The organism is Streptomyces sp. NBC_00102 (genome assembly GCF_026343115.1).
In the GTDB taxonomy this organism is placed as follows: domain Bacteria; phylum Actinomycetota; class Actinomycetes; order Streptomycetales; family Streptomycetaceae; genus Streptomyces.
Genome location: NZ_JAPEMC010000001.1, coordinates 5,080,456 through 5,102,459, shown reverse-complemented (window position 1 = coordinate 5,102,459; position 22,004 = coordinate 5,080,456). Strand labels below are relative to the sequence as shown.

Here is a 22,004-nt window from a genome sequence, read left to right as displayed (position 1 = left end):
CACCCCGCGGACCCCCGTGAATCCCCGTGCGCATCCGTGCGCACGGGCGCGCACGGGCAACGGCCGGGTCCCGTCCGGGGAAAGGGTCTCCGGCGGGCGGCCCTGCGGTCCCCGCAGGTATCGTCGGAAATAATGCAAGCCAATGCCACCCCTACCGGGATATCACCGCCCGTATCGGGCGAACAGCCGCACCAGGACGGGAGAGCACGCGTGACGCGCAGCGTGTACGTGACCGGGATCGACCGGGGAGACGGCCGCCAGGTCGTCGAACTGGGGGTCATGGAGCTACTGACGCGGCAGGTGGACCGCGTCGGCGTCTTCCGGCCGCTGGTCCACGACGGCCCCGACCGGCTGTTCGAGTTGCTGCGCGCCCGTTACCGGCTCTCCCAGAGCCCGGAGACCGTCTACGGCCTCGACTACCAGGAGGCGTCCGCGATACAGGCGGAGCAGGGTACCGACGAACTCGTCTCCCGGCTCGTCGAGCGCTTCCACCAGGTCGCGCGCGCGTACGAAGTGGTACTGGTCCTCGGCACCGACTACGCGGACACCCAGCTCCCCGACGAGCTGGCGCTGAACGCCCGCCTCGCCAACGAGTTCGGGGCCTCGGTCATCGCGGTGGTCGGTGGGAAGGACCAGCCCTCCGATTCGGTGCGGGCCGAGGCCCGCAACGCGTACCGCGCCTATGCCGGGCTCGGCTGCGACGTGCTGGCGATGGTGGTCAACCGGGTCGCGCCCGAGGACCGGGACGCCCTCGCCGAGCGCATCGTGGAGCGGCTGACCGTCCCGGTGTACGTACTGCCCGACGAGCCGGCCCTGTCGGCGCCCACGGTCGCGCAGGTCACCGCGGCGCTGGGCGGCACGGTGCTGCTCGGCGACGACGCGGGGCTCGCGAGGGACGCGCTGGACTTCGTCTTCGGCGGGGCGATGCTGCCGAGGTTCCTGAAGGCGCTGACGCCCGGCTGCATGGTGGTGACCCCCGGCGACCGGGCCGACCTGGTGGTGGGTTCGCTCGCCGCGCACAGCGCCGGTACCCCGCCCATCGCCGGGGTGCTGCTGACCCTGGACGAGCGCCCCGACGACGAGATCCTCCAGCTGGCGGCCCGGCTCGCGCCCGGCACCCCGGTGGTCTCGGTGCCCGGCGGTTCCTTCCCCACCGCCGGTGAACTCTTCGCCCTCGAAGGCAAGCTGAACGCGGCCACGCCCCGCAAGGCGGAGACCGCGCTCGGCCTCTTCGAGCGCCACGTGGACACCGCCGCGCTGCTGGAGCGGGTCTCGGTGGCCCGTACCGGACGCGTCACGCCGATGATGTTCGAGCACGACCTGCTGGAGCAGGCGCGCGCCGACCGACGCCGGGTGGTGCTGCCGGAGGGCTCCGAGGAACGCGTGCTGCGCGCCGCCGACGTACTGCTCCGCCGCGACGTGTGCGACCTGACGCTCCTGGGCGACGTGGACCTGATCCGCAAGAAGGCCGCCGACCTCGGCATCGACCTCGCGGACACGCAGATCGTCGACCCGCAGACCTCCGAGCTGCGACAGACCTTCGCGGAGCGGTACGCACAGCTGCGCGCGCACCGCGGGGTGACGGTGGAGCTGGCGTACGACGTGGTCTCCGACGTGAACTACTTCGGGACCCTGATGGTCCAGGAGGGCCTGGCGCACGGCATGGTCTCCGGCTCCGTGCACTCGACGGCGGCGACCATCCGGCCGGCCTTCGAGATCATCAAGACCAAGCCCGACGCACGCATCGTCTCCTCGGTCTTCTTCATGTGCCTCGCCGACAAGGTGCTGGTGTACGGCGACTGCGCGGTGAACCCGGACCCGGACGCCGAGCAGCTCTCCGACATCGCGGTCCAGTCGGCGGCGACCGCGGCCCGCTTCGGCGTGGACCCTCGGATCGCGATGCTCTCGTACTCCACCGGGACCTCGGGTTCCGGCGCGGACGTGGAGAAGGTGCGGGAGGCGACGGAGCGGGTCCGCTCGGCGCGGCCCGACCTGCTCATCGAGGGCCCGATCCAGTACGACGCGGCGGTCGAGCCGACCGTCGCCGCGACGAAGATGCCCGAGTCCCCGGTGGCGGGCCAGGCCACCGTGCTGATCTTCCCGGACCTCAACACCGGCAACAACACCTACAAGGCCGTACAGCGCTCGGCCAACGCGGTCGCGGTGGGTCCCGTGCTCCAGGGGCTGCGCAAGCCGGTCAACGATCTGTCGCGCGGCGCCCTGGTACAGGACATCGTAAACACCGTGGCTATTACAGCTATCCAGGCGCAGGGCGAGGAGTGACCCGCATGACCGACCCGAACACCGAGGCGACCACCGCGAGGACCGGGCAGGACGGCGCGGGCGCGGCGTCCTCCGGCGCGCACCGGGTGCTGGTCCTCAACTCCGGCTCCTCGTCGGTGAAGTACCAGCTGCTGGACATGCGCGACCACTCCAGGCTCGCCTCCGGACTGGTGGAGCGCATCGGCGAGGAAACGTCCCGCCTGGTGCACACCCCGCGCCCGGGCGACGGCGGCGAGGCCCGCGAGCGCACCGGCCGGATCGCCGACCACGCGGCGGCCCTGAAGGCCGCGGCCGAGGAGCTGGCGGCCGACGGGCTGGGGCTGGACTCCCCCGAGCTGGCGGCGATCGGGCACCGGGTGGTGCACGGCGGGCTCAGGTTCACCGAGCCGACCGTGGTCACCGACGACGTGCTGAAGGAGATCGAGCGCCTGGTGCCGGTCGCCCCGCTGCACAACCCGGCGAACATCACCGGTATCCGTACGGCGCAGAGGCTGCGGCCGGACCTGCCGCAGGTCGCGGTGTTCGACACGGCGTTCCACACGACGATGCCCGAGCACGCGGCCCGGTACGCGATCGACGTGGAGACCGCCGACGCCCACCGGGTGCGCCGCTACGGCTTCCACGGCACCTCGCACGCGTACGTCTCGCGGCGGACGGCGAAGCTGCTGGGCCGGCCGGTCGAGGAGCTCAACATGATCGTGCTGCACCTGGGCAACGGTGCCTCGGCGTCCGCGATCGCGGGCGGGCGGTGCGTGGACACCTCGATGGGGCTGACCCCGCTGGAGGGGCTGGTCATGGGCACCCGCTCCGGGGACGTCGACCCGGCGGTCACCTTCCACCTGAAGCGGGTGGCGGGGATGTCCGTGGACGAGATCGACGAGCTGCTGAACAAGAAGAGCGGCCTGGTCGGTCTCTGCGGCGACAACGACATGCGCGAGATCCGCCGCCGGGTGGACGAGGGCGACGAACGTGCCGCCCTCGCCTTCGACATCTACATCCACCGGCTGAAGAAGTACATCGGCGCCTATATGGCCGTCCTCGGCCGGGTGGACGCCGTCGTCTTCACGGCGGGGGTCGGCGAGAACTCCGCCCCGGTGCGGGAGGCTGCCCTCGCCGGTCTGGAGGAGCTCGGCATGGCGGTGGACGGCGATCTGAACTCCGTACGGTCGTCCCAGCCCCGGCTGATCTCCCCCGGGTACGCCCGGGTCGCGGTGGCCGTGGTACCGACGGACGAGGAACTGGAGATCGCCGGACAGACGTTCGCGCTGGTCGGGCAGGCCGCCGGGGACGGCAGCCAGGGGAGCGGGGCCGGGCCGCGGGAGCCCGGGCCGACGCATCCGTAGAGGCCCACAACTGAGCACCCCCACGCCCCTTTGTACTTTCCACCAGACGGAATATTCCGCAGTGAAACAAACCGATAGGATCCGCCCCATGCGCCGTTCCAAAATCGTCTGCACCCTCGGTCCCGCCGTCGACTCCCACGAGCAGCTGGTCGCTCTGATCGAGGCCGGCATGAGCGTGGCCCGTTTCAACTTCAGCCACGGCACCCACGAAGAGCACCAGGGCCGGTACGACCGTGTCCGCAAGGCTGCCGCCGAGACCGGGCGGGCGGTGGGCGTGCTCGCCGACCTCCAGGGCCCGAAGATCCGCCTGGCGAAGTTCGCCGAAGGCCCCGTCGAGCTGGTCCGCGGTGACGAGTTCACCATCACCGCGGAGGACGTCCCCGGCGACAAGTCGATCTGCGGCACGACCTACAAGGGTCTGCCGGGCGACGTCGTCAAGGGCGACCCGATCCTCATCAACGACGGCAACGTCGAGCTGAAGGTCGTCTCGGTCGAGGGCCCCCGGGTCAAGACCATCGTCATCGAGGGCGGTGTCATCTCCGACCACAAGGGCATCAACCTGCCCGGCGCGGCGGTCAACGTCCCCGCCCTGTCCGAGAAGGACGTCGAGGACCTCCGGTTCGCCCTGCGGATGGGCTGCGACCTGGTCGCCCTCTCCTTCGTCCGGGACGCCGAGGACGTCAAGGACGTCCACAAGGTGATGGACGAGGAGGGCCGCCGGGTCCCCGTCATCGCCAAGGTGGAGAAGCCGCAGGCGGTCGAGCACATGGAGGGCGTCGTCCTGGCGTTCGACGGTGTGATGGTGGCCCGTGGCGACCTCGCCGTCGAGTACCCGCTGGAGAAGGTCCCGATGGTGCAGAAGCGCCTCGTGGAGCTGTGCCGGCGCAACGCCAAGCCGGTGATCGTGGCGACCCAGATGATGGAGTCGATGATCACCAACTCCCGTCCGACCCGCGCCGAGGCGTCCGACGTCGCCAACGCGATTCTGGACGGTGCGGACGCGGTCATGCTGTCCGCCGAGTCCTCGGTCGGCGCGTACCCGATCGAGACGGTCAAGACGATGGCGAAGATCGTCGTCGCCGCCGAGGAGGAGCTCCTCTCCAAGGGCCTCCAGCCGCTGGTCCCGGGCAAGAAGCCGCGTACCCAGGGCGGAGCGGTCGCCCGCGCCGCCGCCGAGATCGCGGACTTCCTGAACGGCAAGGCGCTCGTCGCGTTCACCCAGTCCGGTGACACCGCCCGCCGCCTGTCCCGCTACCGCGCCGCGCAGCCGGTGCTCGCCTTCACCACGGAGGAGTCCACGCGCAACCAGCTCGCCCTGAGCTGGGGCGTCGAGGCCCACGTCGTGCCGCACGTGGAGACCACCGACGCGATGGTCGACATGGTCGACGCCGAGCTGCTGAAGCTCGGCCGCTACAACGAGGGCGACACCATGATCATCACCGCCGGTTCGCCCCCCGGCGTCCCCGGCACCACCAACATGGTCCGCGTCCACCACGTGGGCGGCGGCGAGCGCGCCTGACGCGCACGCCCCGGGCAGAACGACGGCCGTGGGCCGCACACTTCGGCGTGAGCCGGGGTGTGCGGCCCACGGCCGTTCTTGTCCGTACCGGTGGCGCCGCGGTGCGCCGGACACACCTGTGGCCCGCCTCCCTGCGCAACAGGGGTGCGGGCCACAGGTGTCGTGCGGCTCCCGGACTGGTCTGGGGGTGGGGTTGCGGGTCAGCTCGCGTTCGCGGTCAGGTAGTTGTGCAGACCCGGCACCGTGAGCGAGCCGCCGAACTGGCCGGCCTGGGTGACCTTGACGTTCGTGAAGAACGCGAAGGGCACGTTGATCGGGGGCGGGGCGGTGGGGCTGAAGGTGATCGGGATGATGCCGAAGAGGTTGCCCTTCAGCTCCTCCGTGTACATCGTCACCGTGCCGCCACGGATGGTGGACGTGGAACCCGCCCGCGCCTGGACGTGGGTGGTGGTGCCGTCCGGGCCGACCGCCTTCTGGTGGAGGTCTTTGATGTCGACGGAGTCGGCGGTGAACTTCAGGACCTTCTTGATGCCGCCGTCCGCCGTCTTCACCTCCACGATGCCCGCGTAGTCCAGCCCGGTGAGGGTGAGCAGCGAGGACTCCAGGATCCACGGGTCGGTCGGCAGCAGGGGGATGCCCGGCTCCAGCTCGGCGGCCGCGAGGGCTTCCGGGTCCTCGGTCGGGCACGGGAACGGCTGCTTGGCGCCGTCCGGGATGTCCTCGTCCTTCTTCGCGTCGAGGCCCTTGGCGTCCTCGTCCAGCTCCTCGACCGTCCGGCCCGCCTCGGCCGCCGCCGCGCGGATCTCCGCCTCGGTCTTCTCGGCCGCCGCGGCCGCCTTCTTCGCCGCGTCGGAAGCGGCGTCGGAAGCGGCGTCGGAAGCGGCGTCGGAGGCGCTGTCGGAGGCTGCGGTGGAATCTTCGGTGCCGGTGGATCCGGCCGCGGACGTGCCCGCCGAGTCGTCCGCACCGGAAGCGGCGGGCGCCTCGGTGGTGGCGCTCGGGGACGGGGTCGCCTTATTCGGGTCGAGGCCGTCGAAGAGGCCCTTGATCGCGTCACCGACACCGAGCGGGTCGAGCGGGTTCGTGCTCTTCGTCGCGGTCGGGGTGGGCTCCGCGGCGGACTTCGTTCCCGCGGCGGCCGTCTCGTCCTTCGTCGTGCCGGCGGCGGGTGCCTCCGACGTCGCGGAGGGGGACGGGGTCGCGGTCGGTGTGGCGTCCGCGTCCTTGTCGCCGCCCTTGGCGCCGTCCGTGTCCGTCGACGCGGAGTCGGATACGGAGGGGGACGGCGAAGCCGACGGCTCGGCCGACTCGCTCGGCTCGTCGGACCGGGTGACGCACGGTCCGGGCGCGTACGGGATGTCCGACGCGTCGTCCGCCATGGCCAGCTTGGGCGTGAGACTCATGCCCACGAAGACCGCGGTCGGCATCGCGGCGAGCGCGAAGGCCTTCTTGCCCGACGGCAGATTGAGCTTCATCAGCAGCGACTTGCGGGGGGCCGCGTGGCGCGGGCCCCTCCGTTCACGGGCGGCCTCGCCCGCGAAGGTGTCGGAGTACCCGTCCTCACGCACGGTGCCTCCCGCCGTCCGCGTCGGCCTCGGCGTGGGCGCCGACGGCCGGTCCGGAGGGGGCGGGCTGGTGCGCGGGGTGGGCCGGGCCCCCGTAGAGGCCCGTGATGGTGGGCCCGTCCGCGTAGGCCGACTTCTCGTAGGAAAGGGGTGCTGCCTGACTCCGTACGGACTCGTCGGACACAGCCGGGGCCACGGGACTCGCGGCGTCAGCCTCGGCCTGGCCCGGCGCCCACGAGACGGAGAGGCATCCTCCGAGCATCGCGAAGAGGAAGCCGATCACGAAGCCGCCGATGTTGGCGATGGGTATGGAGATCAGCGCGAGCAGAATGGCCGCGACACCGGCGAACACCCGGACGATGTGGTGGAACCACATGGTCAGGCCCAGCGTGATGAGCAGAACACCGATGATCAGCGCGCCCGCGCCGGCGGTGGTGGACATCGCCAGGGTGACATTGCCGAGGTGCATGTTGGCGTACGGGAAGTAGGCAATCGGTACACCGCCTGCCATGGTGAACAGGCCTGCCCAGAACGGCCTGTTACCCCGCCAGGTGCGGAATCCCCGCCGGAAGACGGTGAGGTAGTGCTCGTTCTGCCCTGTGGACTCGGGGCTCATGGAAAACAGCTCCCTGGAACCGGTACTGCTGTGAGAAAGAGAGGGCGAGCGGCCGGGACCCTCCGTGGGCCCGGCCGCCCGGACGGGGTGCTTAGTAGCACTCCTTCGAGTCGTTGTTCAGACGCAGACTCAGGTTGCTCAGCTTGAAGGTGCCGGCGGTGGTCGCCCATGCCTTCTGGTGAACGTTGGTCAGGACGGCCGTCTCGGCACGCTGGCCGAAGCCGTACAGTGCGGCCCCGTCGACGCCGGTGTTCGGCTGGACGCCGAAGTGGTCGTTGCTGTCCTTGCCGAGCTGACCGGCCGCGACACCGATGTCGATGTTCTCGAAGTACGCGTCCGCGTCGAGCTCGGCGACGTCCAGGTACAGGTCGGTCGCCTCGACCGGCTTCTTCTCGTCGGTGCCGGCGTGCAGCGTCAGCGTCCACGTGCCGAGACCGAACGGCAGGTTCGGCGTGACGACCGACTGGCACATGTTGGTGATCTTCGCGCTCTTGAAACCGGAGACGGCCACCGGGTGCTTGCCGGCGTCGCCCGCGGCGACGTTGCCGTACTGCACGAAGTCATGACCCGTGAGCGAGTCGGCCGAGACCTTGAAGCTCTGTCCCGACACGCTGAACGACGCGGCGAGCGCGCCCTGCGCGAGGCCTACGCCCACCGCGGCGGTCGCGACGACGCTCGGCACCATGACCAGGGCGAAACGCTTCCATCTCGTTCCACCGCGAACCTGGGAACTCATATATTTCCTCCTTCTCGGACGTACATCTCCGGTCGGGCCGTTGCCCGCCCTGGGATGGGAGAAGTGCTACGTCCTCGGGAAGGAGAGCGCCCGTTCCGGAGGCGTGTACCGCATCCGATGCACCGGCGATCACCCCCGAGCGACAAACCACTGACCGCGCGGTCCGCGCAGCCGGTCGGACAGGCCCCGCCCTCGGGCAGGAACCCCCCTGTCCTGGGCCGGCGCGCGTTCCGCCGGCCCGCCCGGTGGGGACCAACTGCCCCCGGCGCCGACTGGCGGTCGAGCTGGCGGGTATTGGACCGAGCGTGGCCGATCGTGGTGCATTCGGGGCCCGTGCACAAGGGGTGTCGTTACTCGCTAGTAACGGGCTGATAACCAACCAGCGACGCCGGGGCACGACCCGGCCACGCAGGGTGGCACGAAAGGGACGCCCGAACCAGAGGAAAACGCCATGCAACCGGACAGAGAACCCGAGATGATTTACTGCCAGTAACAGCGGTTCATCAGGTCAAGATTTGGCAAAGTGGAGCCTCGGAAAGGCCCGAGTTGTCGCCCGGACGCGAAAACGGCCGTGCCACCCGGTGGGCGCCACGGCCGTCTTGTCACATCGGAACAAGTCACGCCCCGACAAGTCCTGCCAGGACGGGGCGCATCAGAACAGCACGCGCGCCAGCGCCGCACGGGCCGCGGCGACCCGGGGGTCCTCCGGGCCGATGACCTCGAAGAGTTCGAGCAGCCGCACCCGCACCGCGTCCCGGTCGTCGCCGAACGTGCGGCGGACCGTCTCCACGAGCCGCCCGAAGGCGTCCTCCACGTGACCCCCGACGAGGTCGAGGTCGGCGCCGTCGATCTGGGCGGCGACGTCGGCCGGGTTGGCGGCGGCCTTCTCGCGGACCTCCTGCGGGTTCATCTTCTGCACCCGGGCCAGGAGTTCGGCCTGCGCGAGGCCCAACTTGGCCTCCGGGTTGGTGGGGTCGTCGGAGAGGACGTTGCGGTATGCCTGCACCGCACCCGGGAAGTCGTTGGCGTCCAGGGCCACGGAGGCGGCTTCCAGCAGCGCGTCGTACGGGCCCGCCGGGATCTCGGCGGGAGCCGCGTCGGCACCCTCCGCCTCCGGGTCGACGACGATCCCGGTGAGACCGAAGCGCTCCTCGCCGACCTGGATCAGCTGGTCCAGGGTCTCGCGGATCTGGGCCTCGGGCGCGGCGCCCTGGAAGAGCGGGAGGGCCTGGCCCGCGACGACGGCGAAGACCGCCGGGATGCCCTGGATGCCGAACTGCTGCATCAGCATCTGGTTGGCGTCGACGTCGACCTTGGCGAGGAGGAAGCGGCCGTTGTACGCGACGGCGAGCCGCTCCAGAAGGGGGCTGAGCTGCTTGCAGGGCTCGCACCACTCGGCCCAGAAGTCGATGACGACGGGTACTTCGGCGGAGCGCTGGAGGACGTCGCGCTCGAATCCGGCTTCGTCGACGTCGATCACCAGGGCGGACGGCGCGACGGCGCCGGTGCCCCCCTTGCGGGCGGCCTCGGCACGGGCCTGCTCCGCCTTGGCCTTGGCCTCTCCGGCCGCCTTGACAGCGGCGAGGTCGACGACGCCGCTCATGGACATGTTCCTAGGCTGCATGCGTACATCCTCCCCCCTGTGCCCACCGTTCCGGAAAGCGATCGGTCAACCGGGTCCCGCCGCCGCCCCGTCCGGTGTGCGGGGCGGGCGGACGGACACGGCTCGGGAGGTACGAACCTCCCGGTCGCGGCGCCGACTTCCCTGTCCGGTGCCGCCAGGTCGGCACCGGATCCCCATCCGGCGCCCCCACGTGGTCTGTCGCTCTTTCGTGGCGGGGACCAACGGGCCGATGCCCGGGGGTCCTTACGCTACGACCCGTAGCGTAACTGGCGAGTAGCCCTCCTGAACAGGACACCTCGGTGATCTGTCTCACCCGTACCGGGAGCGGGACCTCCTACCTACTCGCGGGTAAGGTCGCTCCATGCCGAGCAACGACCCCCAGTCCGCCCGCCCCGGCCGCCCCCGCAGTGTCGACGCCGACACCGCGATCCTGGAGGCGACCCGGGCGTCCCTGGTCGAACTCGGCTGGTCGAAGCTGACGATGGGGGACGTGGCGACGCGCGCCGGGGTCGCCAAGACGACCCTCTACCGCCGGTGGGCCGGCAAGAACGAACTGGTCGTGGACGCCGTCGCGGTCCTCTTCGACGAACTCGAACTCCCCGACCTCGGCAGCCTCGCCGCCGACGTGCAGGGCGTGGTGCTCCAGTTCGCCGAGCTGCTGGAGCGGCCGGAGACCCGGACCGCGCTGATGGCGGTGGTCTCCGAATCGACCCGCGACGTGGCCCTGCGCACCCGCATCCAGGACTCGATAGTCAACCGCCAGAAGCGGCTGGTGGTCCAGGGCCGCCGACGGGCCCAGGAGCGCGGCGAACTGCCGCCCGAGTCGGACGGCCGGTCGGCCGTGCTGGCCGCCGACCTGATCTTCGACGTGATCGCGGGCGCGGTGGTGCACCGGACGCTGGTGAGCGCCGAGCCCGTCGACGCGGACTGGGCCCGGCGCTTCACCGCGCTGCTGCTCTCCGGCCTGGGCTCGGTGGCGTAGCGCAGGCCGTCGCCCTGGGAGAAGCCCGCTCAGAACCCCGGCGGCTCCGTGTAGACGCCCCACTCCTCGCGCAGCACCCCGCAGATCTCGCCGAGCGTCGCCTCGGCGCGTACCGCCTCCAGCATCGGCGGAATCATGTTCGAGCCGTCCCGGGCGGCGGCGAGCATCGCGTCCAGCGAGCCGCGCACCCGCCTCTCGTCGCGGGCCGCCCGGCGGGCACCGAGGGCGCGTACCTGCTCGCGCTCGACCTCGTGGCTGACGCGCAGGATCTCCAGGTCGCCGGTGACCGAACCGTGGTGGACGTTGACGCCGACCACCCGCTTCTCGCCCTTCTCCAGGGAGCGCTGGTAGGTGAACGCGGAGTCGGCGATCTCTCCGGTGAACCAGCCGTCCTCGATGCCGCGCAGGATGCCCGAGGTGATCGGGCCGATGGGGTGGCGGCCGTCCGGATGGGCGCGGGTGCCGCGTTCCCGGATCTGCTCGAAGATCTTCTCGGCGTCCGCCTCGATCCGGTCGGTGAGCTGCTCGACGTACCAGGAACCGCCCAGCGGGTCGGCCACGTTGGCGACGCCGGTCTCCTCCATCAGCACCTGCTGGGTGCGCAGCGCGATCTCGGCGGCCTGCGCGGAGGGGAGGGCGAGGGTCTCGTCGAGGGCGTTGGTGTGCAGCGAGCTGGTGCCGCCGAGGACCGCGGAGAGCGCCTCCACGGCGGTCCGCACGACGTTGTTGTACGGCTGCTGGGCGGTGAGGGAGACCCCCGCGGTCTGGGTGTGGAAGCGGAGCGACTGGGCCTTGGCGGTCGTCGCGCCGTACGTCTCCTTCATCCAGCGGGCCCAGATGCGGCGGGCGGCGCGGAACTTGGCGATCTCCTCGAAGAAGTCGAGGTGGGCGTCGAAGAAGAAGGAGAGGCCGGGCGCGAAGACGTCCACGTCGAGCCCCCGGGAGAGGCCCAGCTCCACGTATCCGAAGCCGTCGGCGAGGGTGTACGCGAGCTCCTGCGCGGCCGTGGAACCGGCCTCGCGGATGTGGTAGCCGGAGACGGAGAGCGGCTTGTACGCGGGGATGGAGCGGGCGCAGTGCTCCATCAGGTCCCCGATGAGCCGCAGATGGGGTTCGGGCTGGAAGAGCCACTCCTTCTGGGCGATGTACTCCTTGAAGATGTCGGTCTGCAGGGTGCCGTTGAGCACGGCCGGGTCGACGCCCTGGCGTTCGGCGGCGACGAGGTACATGCAGAAGACCGGGACCGCGGGTCCGCTGATCGTCATGGAGGTGGTGACCTCGCCGAGGGGAATGTCCCGGAAGAGGACTTCCATGTCGGCGGCGGAGTCGATGGCGACCCCGCAGTGGCCGACCTCGCCGAGCGAACGGGGCTCGTCGGAGTCCCGTCCCATCAAGGTCGGCATGTCGAAGGCCACACTGAGCCCTCCGCCGCCCGCGGCGAGGATCATCTTGTACCGCTCGTTGGTCTGCTCCGCGTTGCCGAAGCCGGCGAACTGGCGGATGGTCCAGGTGCGGCCCCGGTAACCGGTCGGGTGGAGTCCCCGGGTGAAGGGGTACTCGCCGGGCCAGCCGATGCGCTCGAACCCTTCGTACGTGTCGCCGGGGCGTGGCCCGTACACCGGGTCCACCGGGTCCCCGGACAGCGTGGTGAAGTCCGCGTCGCGCGTGCGGGCCTTGTCGTAACGGGCCTGCCAGCGTCGGCGGCCCTCCTCGATCGCGTCAGCGTCCATGATGTCGAATTTACTAGGACGTCCTACTATCTGTCGACGACAAACCGCCCGGCACTCGGACGGAGTCCGGTGCGGGGCGGTTCGCGGGACCTGCGGGGCGTCAGCCGTTCTTGACGGGGCTGCCCTGCGCGGAGGCGTTCGCGGCAGCCGGCGCCGCGCCCGCGATCAGCGGCTCGACCTCGCGGACGACCGTGCGCTCCACGAAGAAGGCGGCGGTCGGGATGGTGCCGGCGATCAGCACCCAGAGGAGCTTGCCGATCGGCCACTTCGCCTTGGACCCGAGGTCGAAGGCGAAGAGCAGATAGATGATGTAGAGCACGCCGTGGATCTGGGAGACGACGAGCGTCAGGCCCTCGCCCTTGTCGAATCCGTACTTGAAGACCATGCAGAGGCAGAGGATCAACAACATGACGGCGGTGACGTAAGCCATCACCCGATAGCGGGTCAGCACGCTGCGTTTCATGACATCGAGATTAGCCGGAGCCCGGGGGCGATCTTGCAGCGGGCACACCCCCGCGCGTACGGCCCGCGTACGGCCCGTGTGCGGGCCCGCGCCCGGGCCGTACTAGTGGCTCAGGCGTCTTCGAAGTCCTGGGCGGCGACCCGCAGCGGCCGGAGCATGGCGAAGATCTCCGCGCACTCCTCCTCGTCGTACGCGCCCAGCCCGAAGTCCATCGCCATCAGCTCCACGCTGGCCGCCTCCACCACCTCGCGGCCCTTGTCCGTGATGGAGGCGAGGGTGCCGCGCCCGTCGTTGGGATTGGGGCGCTTGTCCACCAGGCCGGACCGCACCAGCCGGTCGACGGTGTTGGTGACCGACGTCGGGTGCACCATCAGGCGCTCGCCGATCTTCGACATCGGCAGCTCCCCCTGCTTGGAGAAGGTGAGCAGCACCAGCGCCTCGTACCGGGCGAACGTCAGCCCGTACGGTTTCACCACCGCGTCGACCTCCGCGAGGAGGATCTGCTGGGCCCTCATGATCGAGGTGATCGCCTGCATGGAGGGCACGGGTCCCCAACGCTGCTGCCAGAGCTCGTCGGCGCGTGCGATGGGATCGAAGGGAAGGCTGAGCGGCTTCGGCACGGCTCCGACCTTACCCACTGGTCACATCGCGGCGGGCGCCGTCTCGGAGTTCGGTACCGAATGCGCGTGCGGAACGGGCCGGTCGCCCACGGGCGCCCGAATGAGGACGGTTTGCCGCGCACACGGTTGACGGACCGGGGCGACCGGTGTCGCAGCGCCACGCTCCGTGACCGGTGTGTCAGGGTCGATGGCATCTCCGCATCCCGCGAGGCCGGCGCTCGGGCGTGCCCCGCACGGGCGTCCCGCCCCGTGTCCGTCGCCCGCAGCCCGCGTTTCCCGTGAGCCCGCGTTTCCCGTAAGCCCGTTTCCGTAAGCCACCGTGAAGAGCCACCGTCCGAGGGGGCTGGATGTCCGGCCGCAGGATCTTGCCCGTCGTCTCCGCCGCCGTGGCCGTCTCGGCCGCCCTCGCGGTGGGCTGCTCGTCCCCGCCGGGGACACCGTCCGGGGACGCGGAGGATCCCGCCGGGAGCACCGCTTCGTCGCCCTACTGGGTGGACCCGGAGAGCGACGCCGCCCGTCAGGTGAGCGCCTGGGAGGCGGAGGGCCGCCTGACGGACGCGAAGCTGCTGGAGCGGATCTCTACCCACCCGGTGGCCGACTGGCCCGCGGGCGACGACCCGGAGGGGGACATCCGCACCGCCGTGCGGGGCGCCTCGGGCTCGGGGCAGAGCGTGCTGTTCGTCGCGTACAACATCCCGCACCGCGACTGCGGGGCCTACTCGGCCGGCGGGGCGTCCGACGCGAGCGCGTACCGGGGCTGGATCGAGCGGTTCGCCGGGGCGATCGGGGACGCGCCGGCCACGGTGGTCCTGGAGCCCGACGCCGTCGCGCACGTCGTGGACGGCTGCACCCCGCCGGAGAAGCACGCCGAACGGCTGGACATGCTGTCGCAGGCGGTGGACACCCTCAAAGCCAATCCGGGGACCAAGGTCTACCTGGACGCCGGGAACCCGGAGTGGCTCGCCGACCCCGCCAAGCTGGTCGAGCCGCTCCACCGGGCCGGCGTCGACCGGGCGGACGGCTTCTCGCTCAACGTCTCCAACTTCCAGACCGACGACACGGTGAAGGCCTACGGGACGCGGCTCTCCGCCCTCCTCGGCGGCGCGCACTACGTGATCGACAGCAGCCGCAACGGCCGCGGCCCGCTCGCAGGCGGACGCTCCGAGGCCTGGTGCAACCCGCCGGGGCGGGCGCTGGGCACTCCCCCGACCACCGACACCGGGGAGGAGCGGCTGGACGCCTACCTCTGGATCAAGCGCCCCGGCGACTCCGACGGCCCCTGCCGGGGCGGCCCGGCGGCCGGCACCTGGTGGCCGCAGTACGCGCTCGGCCTGGCCCGCGCCGCGGGATCCTGAGCGGGTGGCGAGAGGCCCCGGTCACCACCGGACGCGGTGGTGACCGGGGCCTCTCGGGCGTACGGGCGGCCTCAGCCGACCTTGACCCACTTCGCCACAGACGAGATGCCGTCGGTGTCCGTGACGAAGAGCATGTACCAGCCCGGCGGCACCAGGGTGCTGTCCTCCGGCACCGTCACGGTGATCCGGCCCTCCTCCTTGGTCAGCTCCAGCGCGATCGACCGCTGCTCGACGTCGGTGGTGTGGGTGACTGCGCTCGGCCGCATCAGCCGGGCCGTCGCGAGCCGGCCGCCGCCGGTCACCGGGTACGTGACGGTGTCGCCGCGCTCCACCTCCTCGGGCCCGGCGCCGATCACCGGCCGGTCGCCGCCCGCACGGTGCAGCACGGCCGGGGTGAAGACCTCCATCCGCTGCTCGAACGTGCCCAGCTTGGTGTTGGCCCGGTCGCCGTAGAGCGGGTCGGAGCCGAAGGTCGCCACCCGTCCGTCGGGCAGCAGCAGCGCCTCCGAGTGGTAGTTCCGGCCGATGGTGGGGGCGGCCGCCTCGGTGAACTCGCCGGTCTTCGGGTCGTAGGTCTGTGCCTTGAGGATGTTGCTGTCCCCGCGCCCCCGGTAGTCGCTCGAACCACCGGTGGTGAAGACGGTGTCGTCCGGCATGATCACGCTGTTGAGGTAGCGCGTGCCCTGGGGCAGATCGGGGCCCGCCCGGAAGACGGGGTTCTTCGCCTTGAGGTCCACGATCGCGGTGCGGGCGGTCGACACCTTCGACTCCCCCACGCCACCGCCGCCGAGGATCATCACCTTCTGGTCCTGGACGGGGGGCAGCATCAGGGAGGAGGCGGTCTCCGTGGCGTCGAAGTCCTTCAGCCCGCCGACCGCCTTGAAGGTGTTCTTCCGCAGGTCCCAGAGCCCTGCGGCACGCCCCTTGTCCGCCGGGCCGTAACCGGCGTTGGCGCCCGGGTAGAAGAGCCTGCCGCCCTTGGTGAGGAAGAGGGCGGGGTAGGTCGGGAAGTAGCGGAACGGTCCCTTGGACCACTTCCTGGTCGCCTGGTCGTAGATCTCGGTGTCGCCCGAGATGATCTCGCCGACGTCGTCGAGTCCCGAGACGGCGAGCACCCGTCCGTCACCGAGCCCGACGAGGGTCGGGTACCAGCGGGCCTCCTTCATCGGGTCGACCTTGATGTACTTCTCGGCGAGCGCGTCGAACTCGTAGGCCGCCCGGATGCCCTGGAAGTCCTGCTTCTGCGTGGTGATCCTCTCGGCGAGGCCGTAGGAGTTGTCGGCCTCCCTGCCGGTGAGCCCCTCGATCTCGTACTGGGCGGACTCGGCGGTCACCGAGTCGGGGCCCGCCTCCACCGCCTCGACGAAGACCCGTTCCTCACCCGCCGTCACCTTGCTCTTCCACGGCTTCATCCCGCCGTCCGCGTAGTAGGTGACGGCGAAGCCGCCCTTGACGGCCCGGGGGACGGTCACGTCGAAGAGCGAGCGGTACTCGACGCCCGAGGGAGAGCGGAAGACCGTGCCCTTCTTCAGGAACAGCGCCTTGTCCGGGTTCTCGTTCTTCACCCGCATCCCGCCGCCGGCCCGGGTCACCTCGCCGTCGAGCACCTCGTACCGGGCCGTGCCGCCGGCCACGAGGAGCCGGCCGTCGGGAAGCGCCGCGTGGCCGCCGCAGAAGAAGTCCACCGGGGTGTCGACCTTCTTGAAGGTGTCGGCCACCGGGTCCCACAGGACCGTGTCGAAGGTCCCCGCGTCGAAGTGCTGCTGGTTGTTGCCGGAGCCCGCGACGATCAGCACCTTGCCGGTGTGGAGCAGCGCGGCGTGGATGGCGTTGGTCCGGTACCTCTTCGGGATGTCCACCCGCTGCCAGGAGCCGTAGCGCGCCTGGTAGCCGGGCTGGGCGATCTTGTACGCGTGGTACTGGTCCTGGGCGAACGAGAGCGCCGCGGGCGCGTTGAGCCCCGCGAGCACCACGACGGCCCCGCTGCCGAGGACCGCCCTTCTGATCCGTCTGGTGGGCCGGTGGGGCATGGGTCAGTTCCCTCCTGCGGTGCTGCGTACGGGTTCGGCGAGGGCGGCACCGGTCGTCGGCGCGGGCGGCACGGTGGTCGTGGTGGTGATGAAGGTCGCCTCGGCGGGGAGCGGGAGCGGGTCCGGCCGGCGGAGCTCGGGCCGTGCGCTCCGGCGGGGCCGCGCCGGGTGTGCGGCCCGCCACCGGGTGCCCGCCCACACCGCGACCGGGGAGAGTGCGATGGCCAGGGCCAGTACGGCCCAGGTGCGCATCGCCGCGTGCGTGTGGTGCAGGGGGACGGACGCGGCGAGCGAGACCACCAGCACGGCGGCCCAGAAGAGGTGGATGCGGAAGGTGAGGAGCCGGTCGGGGCTGGTTGCCCCGCCCTTGGGCGTGACGACGAAGCGCCCGCTGGTGCGCAGCACGGCGGCGCCGAGCGACTTCAGGTAGATCGGCGCGCAGAGGGCGGACATGGCCATGCCGGCGATGCCGCCGGAGCCCTCGGGTTCGTGCGGCGAGACGTTGTGCCGCCGGTTCCAGAGGTAGAGGCCGATCTGGAGGGCCGCCGCGTCGCTGTAGAGCATCAGCCAGAGGGAGGCGGAGACCTCGGTGCCGGAGGCGCCGAGCCAGAGGAAGAGCACGCAGCTGACCACCCCGAGCAGCCAGTTCACGGCGGTCATCGGGTAGTAGACGAGCATCAGGGTGTAGCTGAGGAGCCGGCCCGGCGGCAGCCGGAACAGCCCCTTGGCGTACTGCCGCAGCAGCGTCTCGTACGTCCCTCGCGACCAGCGCAGCTGCTGGGTGAAGAAGTCGGTCCAGGAGGACGGGCCCTCGCCGACGGCCAGCACGTCCGGGGTGTAGACGGACCGCCAGTGACGGCCGGTGAGCGGGTTGCGGCGGCGGTGGATCTCGAATCCGGTCGCCATGTCCTCGGTGATCGAGTCGAACAGGCCGCCGGCCTGGCGCAGGGCGGCGACGCGGACGACGTTGTTGGTGCCGACGAACATGGGCGCCCCGTAACGGTTGCCTGCGCGCTGGATCAGGGCGTGGAAGAGGAACTGCTGCGATTCGGCGGCCTTGGTGACGGCCGCGTCGTAGTTGCCGTAGACCTGCGGGCCGACGACGAAGGCGGTGTCGGGGTCGCGGAAGAAGCCGAGCATCCGCCGCAGGAAGTCGGGGTGCGGCACGTGGTCGGTGTCGACCGAGGCGAAGAACTCGTAGGCGTCACCGTGCCGCTCCAGCCAGGCGTTGTAGTTGCCGTGCTTGGTCTTGGCCCGGTGGGCCCCCTTCGGCCGGTTCCACTCGGGTACCCCGCGCCGGGTGAAGTGGTGGACGCCGAGTTCCGCGCAGAGCGCCCGGGCGTCCGGGTCGTCGCCCTCGTCGAGCAGCCAGACGTCCAGCGGTCCGTCGTGCCGGAGCCGTACGGCGCCCCGGAGGGTGGCGCGGACCATGGCGAGGGGTTCCGTGCCCGGTACGTACGTGGTGACGAAGGCGACCCGGGTGCCGGGCTCGGGGACGACGGGCACCGGGTCCCTGGCGACCAGTGTGGCGTGCGCGATGGAGACGACGTTGACGAGCATGAAGAGTTCGATCAGCCCGATGGAGACGAGCATCGCGGTGTCGGCGGCGACGAGCCAGTACTCGCCGTTCTCGCGCCTGGTCCAGTGGGTCGGCCAGACGAGGTAGAGCAGGAGCAGTGCCGTGAGCACCGGGGCGAGGGTCGTCAGGAGGACGGCGCGGGTGCGCCGCTTCTCCGCCGCGAGGAGGCTCCGGTACCGGACCCGGCAGGCCGGTCCTTCCGGTTCCGTGAGCGGACCCGCGAGCCGGGAGTGGGAGTCGTAGTCGTAGACCTCCGACCGCACCGTGCCTCCAATGTCGAACCGGTTTGTCTCACCACATAAGTGGATCTTCCGGAACGCGGCGACTCGGCAGGGCCGAGTGAGCGGTTTCGCGGGCGGGTCGGGGTGCTTTCCCCTGGAACGCGGGGAGCCCCCGGCCGTGTTGCGGCGGGGGGCTCCTCGGGGGCAGCGGGTGGCGCTTCGAGCGGACGGTGCGTCAGGTGGCCAAGTACCGTTCCACGGTTTCGACCTTGGAGGTGAGTCCGTCGGTGACGCCGGGTCGGATGTCGGCCTTCAGCACGAGGGAGACGCGTCCGGCGCGGGCCTCGACGGCGGCGACTGCGCGCTTGACGACGTCCATCACCTCGTCCCATTCGCCTTCGATCGAGGTGAACATGGCGTCGGTGCGGTTGGGCAGTCCGGACTCGCGGACGACGCGGACGGCGTCGGCCACGTACTCGCCGACGTCCTCGCCGACGCCCAGCGGGGAGACCGAGAAGGCGACGATCACGCGTTCACCGTGCCTTCGCGGCGGGCGCGGGCGGCGATGACGCCGTCCGTCTCGTACCGCTTGAGGAGCTTGTCGCCGTAGAGCCCGCCGAACGGCAGGAGGCAGAGCAGGAAGAAGAGGGCGACCCGCTTGACGGGCCACTTCGCCTTGATCCACACGTCGAGCAGGAAGAGGACGTAGATCACGAAGAGGAGGCCGTGCAGGGCGCCCAGCGGCATCATCAGGAAGTCGATGTCGGAGACGCGGCTCAGGATCGATCCGAAGATGATCAGTGCCGGGAAGGAGAGCGCCTCGGGAATGGAGATGAGGCGCAGCCGGTGCAGGGCGGTAGCGGTCTTGATGTCCACGAGGGCACCTTCGGTGGGAGGGTCGTCACTGCTGTCGTCGCGGCTTGTGAAAGCAAGCACAAACCGCCCCCATTGTGGCACCGCCCGCCCGCCACTCCTGCCCCGGGGGCGCGCGGGAAGGGTGGGACGGGTGGGACCTGCGGCGGTCTGTGATCCTTCCCCGGACACTGGCCCGTGCGCCGCACGGGCGGCTACCGTCGGTCCGTGGCGATGTTCCGACTCCAAGGCAGCAAGACGCTCGCCGTCGATCTGACGGGCGATGCCGTGAAGGCGAAGAACGGCTCGATGGTCGCGTACGACGGCCGGATGGCGTTCAAGAAACTGTCCGGTGGCGGTGAGGGCCTGCGCGGCATGGTGACCCGCAGGCTGACCGGCGAACAGATGACGGTGATGGAGGTGCGGGGGCAGGGCACCTGCTATTTCGCCGACCGCGCGAGCGAGATCAACCTCGTGTCGCTGCGCGGCGAGAAGCTGTGGGTGGAGGCGAGCAATCTGCTCTGCACCGACGCCGGGCTGCGTACCGGCACCAGCTTCACCGGGCTGCGCGGCGGGGCGAGCGGCAACGGCCTGTTCACCACGACCGTGGAGGGCACCGGGCAGGCGGCGATCATGTCGGACGGGTCGGCGGTGGTCCTCCGGGTGACCCCGCAGTACCCGCTGAACGTCGACCCGGGCGCCTACATCGCCCACCAGGGCAACCTCCAGCAGCACTTCCAGTCCGGAGTGAGCTTCCGCACGTTCATGGGCGAGGGCTCCGGGGAGTCGTTCCAGATCCGCTTCGAGGGCGAGGGACTCGTGTACGTGCAGCCCAGCGAGCGGAACACGATCGGGGGCGACGTCTGATGCCGTTCCGCGAGATCAACTCGAAGATGATCGAGGCGACGGTCGTCCCCGGTCAGAAGATGTACAGCCAGCGCGGCGCGATGCTCGCCTACCGGGGCGACGTCTCCTTCACCCCGAACATCCAGGGCGGCCAGGGCGGGCTGATGTCGATGATCGGCCGGCGGGTGGCGAACGAGGCGACCCCGCTGATGACGGTCGAGGGCAGCGGCACGGTGATGTTCGGCCACGGCGGCCACCACATCCAGGTCATCAACCTCGCCGGCGACACCCTCTACGTGGAGGCGGACCGGCTGCTGGCGTTCGACGGGACGCTCCAGCAGGGCACGATGTTCATGGGCTCGCAGGGCGGGGTCATGGGGATGGTGCGCGGCCAGGTCACCGGGCAGGGCCTGTTCACCACGACCCTCAAGGGCCACGGCGCGGTCGCGGTGATGGCCCACGGCGGAGTGGTCGAACTGCCGATCACGCCCGGCCGCGAGGTGCACGTGGACCCGCAGGCGTACGTCGCCCACCACGGGGACGTACGCAACAAGCTCTCCACCGCGCTGGGCTGGCGCGACATGGTGGGGCGCGGCTCGGGCGAGGCGTTCCAGCTGGAGCTGAGCGGCAGTGGTGCGGTGTACGTCCAGGCGTCGGAGGAGAAGCTGTGAGCACGCCCGTGATCTTCGATCCGATGACGCTGCCTTCGGACGACAACGTCAACTCCTACACCTTCTGCGTGGAGCTGAAGGGCAGTCAGTGGTTCCTCCAGAAGGGGAAGATGATCGCCTACTACGGGCGCATCGACTTCGACGGAGTGGGCAACGGCCGTTTCGACCGGCTGCTGCGGACGAGCTTCCACTCGCCGATGCACGCCGGCGACTGGGTGGTGGCCGAGGGGAGCGGCAAGATGCTCCTCGCGGACCGGGCCTTCGACGTCAACTCCTTCGACCTCGACAACGGCAACCTGACGATCCGCTCCGGGAACCTGCTGGCCTTCCAGCCGTCCCTGGCGCTGAAGCAGTCGATCGTGCCGGGGTTCCTCACGCTGATCGGTACGGGGAAGTTCGTGGCGGCCTCGAACGGGCCGGTGGTCTTCATGGAGCCGCCGCTGCGGGTGGACCCGCAGGCCCTGGTCGGCTGGGCCGACTGCCCGTCCCCGTGCCACCACTACGACCACGGGTACATGCGGGGCGTGATGGGCGGGCTGCGCTCGCTGACGGGGATCGGCGGGACCTCCGGCGAGGAGCACCAGTTCGAGTTCGTCGGCGCGGGGACGGTCCTGCTGCAGTCGACCGAGGTACTGATGGCCGAGCAGTCGGTGGGCGCGGTTCCGGTGGAGGCGGGAGTGCCGGGTGGAGGCGGTCCCGGCGTCCACGGCGGGGGTCAACCTGGGTCCGCACCCCGTCTCCCCGGCCAGCTGGGGGATCTCCAGCGTCGGTTCGGCCTGTGAGCGGTACTCTGCGGAGCGTGATTCCCAGGGGTATGCCCCCGGCCCGGCCCTTTCGTGTGACCGGAGTGCCGTGCGTGCCGCGCGCGGCACGGTGACCGACGGCGGATGCCGAAGTGGGTGCCGGGCGGGTGCCGGGGGTCACAGCCCCCACTTCGTCCGGCTTTCAACTTCTTAGGTAGAATCCATA

Annotated in this window: 19 protein-coding genes; 8 read left to right on the top strand and 11 right to left on the bottom strand. The window is 70.7% G+C overall.

Going from position 1 to position 22,004, the window contains the following annotated elements; translation table 11 throughout:
* The first annotated feature begins 210 nt into the window (after positions 1–210).
* The 3 genes from pta to pyk all read left to right on the top strand — a co-directional run bounded on the left by pta (position 211) and on the right by pyk (position 5,145).
* Positions 211–2,283 carry a phosphate acetyltransferase gene (pta, locus tag OHA55_RS22915; protein ID WP_266709226.1) on the top strand — a complete coding sequence of 691 codons (2,073 nt, stop codon included), beginning with the start codon at positions 211–213 and terminating at the stop codon, positions 2,281–2,283.
* 5 nt (positions 2,284–2,288) lie between these two features.
* Entirely contained in the window at positions 2,289–3,626 is a 1,338-nt protein-coding gene (locus tag OHA55_RS22910) for an acetate kinase (protein WP_266709224.1), read from the top strand.
* A gap of 88 nt (positions 3,627–3,714) precedes the next feature.
* Positions 3,715–5,145: a pyruvate kinase gene (pyk, locus tag OHA55_RS22905; RefSeq protein ID WP_266709222.1), complete on the top strand. Its 1,431-nt coding sequence runs from the start codon at positions 3,715–3,717 to the stop codon at positions 5,143–5,145.
* 200 nt (positions 5,146–5,345) lie between these two features.
* On the opposite strand, the gene OHA55_RS22900 is transcribed toward pyk, so the two are convergent.
* The 4 genes from OHA55_RS22900 to OHA55_RS22885 all read right to left on the bottom strand — a co-directional run bounded on the left by OHA55_RS22900 (position 5,346) and on the right by OHA55_RS22885 (position 9,686).
* Positions 5,346–6,713, bottom strand: a complete 1,368-nt coding sequence (locus tag OHA55_RS22900; protein ID WP_266709220.1) for a hypothetical protein — start codon at positions 6,711–6,713, stop codon at positions 5,346–5,348.
* Positions 6,706–7,326, bottom strand: a complete 621-nt coding sequence (locus OHA55_RS22895; RefSeq protein ID WP_266709218.1) for a DUF6114 domain-containing protein — start codon at positions 7,324–7,326, stop codon at positions 6,706–6,708. The genes OHA55_RS22900 and OHA55_RS22895 overlap by 8 nt, the downstream gene beginning before the upstream one ends.
* A 91-nt stretch (positions 7,327–7,417) precedes the next feature.
* The gene (locus OHA55_RS22890) at positions 7,418–8,062 is read right to left on the bottom strand and encodes a DUF6230 family protein (RefSeq protein ID WP_266709216.1); all 645 of its coding nucleotides are present in this window, start codon (positions 8,060–8,062) and stop codon (positions 7,418–7,420) included.
* Between the two features lie 652 nt (positions 8,063–8,714).
* Positions 8,715–9,686, bottom strand: a complete 972-nt coding sequence (locus OHA55_RS22885) for a tetratricopeptide repeat protein (protein ID WP_266709214.1) — start codon at positions 9,684–9,686, stop codon at positions 8,715–8,717.
* A 361-nt stretch (positions 9,687–10,047) separates the two neighbouring features.
* On the opposite strand from OHA55_RS22885, the gene OHA55_RS22880 reads away from it, so the two are divergent.
* Positions 10,048–10,668, top strand: a complete 621-nt coding sequence (locus OHA55_RS22880; protein WP_266709212.1) for a TetR/AcrR family transcriptional regulator — start codon at positions 10,048–10,050, stop codon at positions 10,666–10,668.
* 29 nt (positions 10,669–10,697) lie between these two features.
* On the opposite strand, the gene OHA55_RS22875 is transcribed toward OHA55_RS22880, so the two are convergent.
* The 3 genes from OHA55_RS22875 to OHA55_RS22865 form a co-directional block, all read right to left on the bottom strand.
* Entirely contained in the window at positions 10,698–12,398 is a 1,701-nt protein-coding gene (locus tag OHA55_RS22875) for a methylmalonyl-CoA mutase (RefSeq protein WP_266709210.1), read from the bottom strand.
* Positions 12,399–12,498: 100 nt separating this feature from the next.
* Positions 12,499–12,861, bottom strand: coding sequence for a DUF3817 domain-containing protein (locus OHA55_RS22870; protein ID WP_266709208.1), 363 nt, complete (start codon positions 12,859–12,861; stop codon positions 12,499–12,501).
* Between the two features lie 110 nt (positions 12,862–12,971).
* Entirely contained in the window at positions 12,972–13,481 is a 510-nt protein-coding gene (locus tag OHA55_RS22865; RefSeq protein WP_266709207.1) for a MarR family winged helix-turn-helix transcriptional regulator, read from the bottom strand.
* 347 nt (positions 13,482–13,828) lie between these two features.
* Between OHA55_RS22865 and OHA55_RS22860 the strand changes: the two genes are divergently transcribed.
* On the top strand, positions 13,829–14,836 hold the full coding sequence (locus OHA55_RS22860; RefSeq protein ID WP_266709206.1) for a glycoside hydrolase family 6 protein: 1,008 nt from the start codon (positions 13,829–13,831) through the stop codon (positions 14,834–14,836).
* 71 nt (positions 14,837–14,907) lie between these two features.
* Here the strand turns inward: OHA55_RS22860 and OHA55_RS22855 are convergent, their stop codons facing one another.
* The 4 genes from OHA55_RS22855 to OHA55_RS22840 form a co-directional block, all read right to left on the bottom strand.
* A complete protein-coding gene (locus OHA55_RS22855; protein ID WP_266709205.1) occupies positions 14,908–16,866 on the bottom strand; it encodes a kelch motif-containing protein in 1,959 nt (652 codons plus the stop codon).
* Positions 16,867–16,869: 3 nt separating this feature from the next.
* Complete coding sequence (locus tag OHA55_RS22850; protein WP_266709203.1) at positions 16,870–18,708, bottom strand: cellulose synthase catalytic subunit; 1,839 nt, start codon at positions 18,706–18,708, stop codon at positions 16,870–16,872.
* Positions 18,709–18,901: 193 nt separating this feature from the next.
* Entirely contained in the window at positions 18,902–19,195 is a 294-nt protein-coding gene (locus OHA55_RS22845; protein ID WP_266709201.1) for an MTH1187 family thiamine-binding protein, read from the bottom strand.
* Positions 19,192–19,542, bottom strand: coding sequence for a DUF3817 domain-containing protein (locus tag OHA55_RS22840; RefSeq protein WP_266709199.1), 351 nt, complete (start codon positions 19,540–19,542; stop codon positions 19,192–19,194). The genes OHA55_RS22845 and OHA55_RS22840 overlap by 4 nt, the downstream gene beginning before the upstream one ends.
* Before the next feature lie 210 nt (positions 19,543–19,752).
* Between OHA55_RS22840 and OHA55_RS22835 the strand changes: the two genes are divergently transcribed.
* Genes OHA55_RS22835 through OHA55_RS22825 form a run of 3 tightly spaced genes read left to right on the top strand, consistent with a single transcriptional unit; the run spans position 19,753 to position 21,817 of the window.
* Complete coding sequence (locus OHA55_RS22835; protein ID WP_266711073.1) at positions 19,753–20,385, top strand: AIM24 family protein; 633 nt, start codon at positions 19,753–19,755, stop codon at positions 20,383–20,385.
* The gene (locus OHA55_RS22830; RefSeq protein WP_266709197.1) at positions 20,385–21,035 is read left to right on the top strand and encodes an AIM24 family protein; all 651 of its coding nucleotides are present in this window, start codon (positions 20,385–20,387) and stop codon (positions 21,033–21,035) included. Before OHA55_RS22835 ends, OHA55_RS22830 begins: the two co-directional genes overlap by 1 nt.
* The gene (locus OHA55_RS22825) at positions 21,032–21,817 is read left to right on the top strand and encodes an AIM24 family protein (RefSeq protein ID WP_266709195.1); all 786 of its coding nucleotides are present in this window, start codon (positions 21,032–21,034) and stop codon (positions 21,815–21,817) included. Before OHA55_RS22830 ends, OHA55_RS22825 begins: the two co-directional genes overlap by 4 nt.
* Positions 21,818–22,004: the final 187 nt, after the last annotated feature.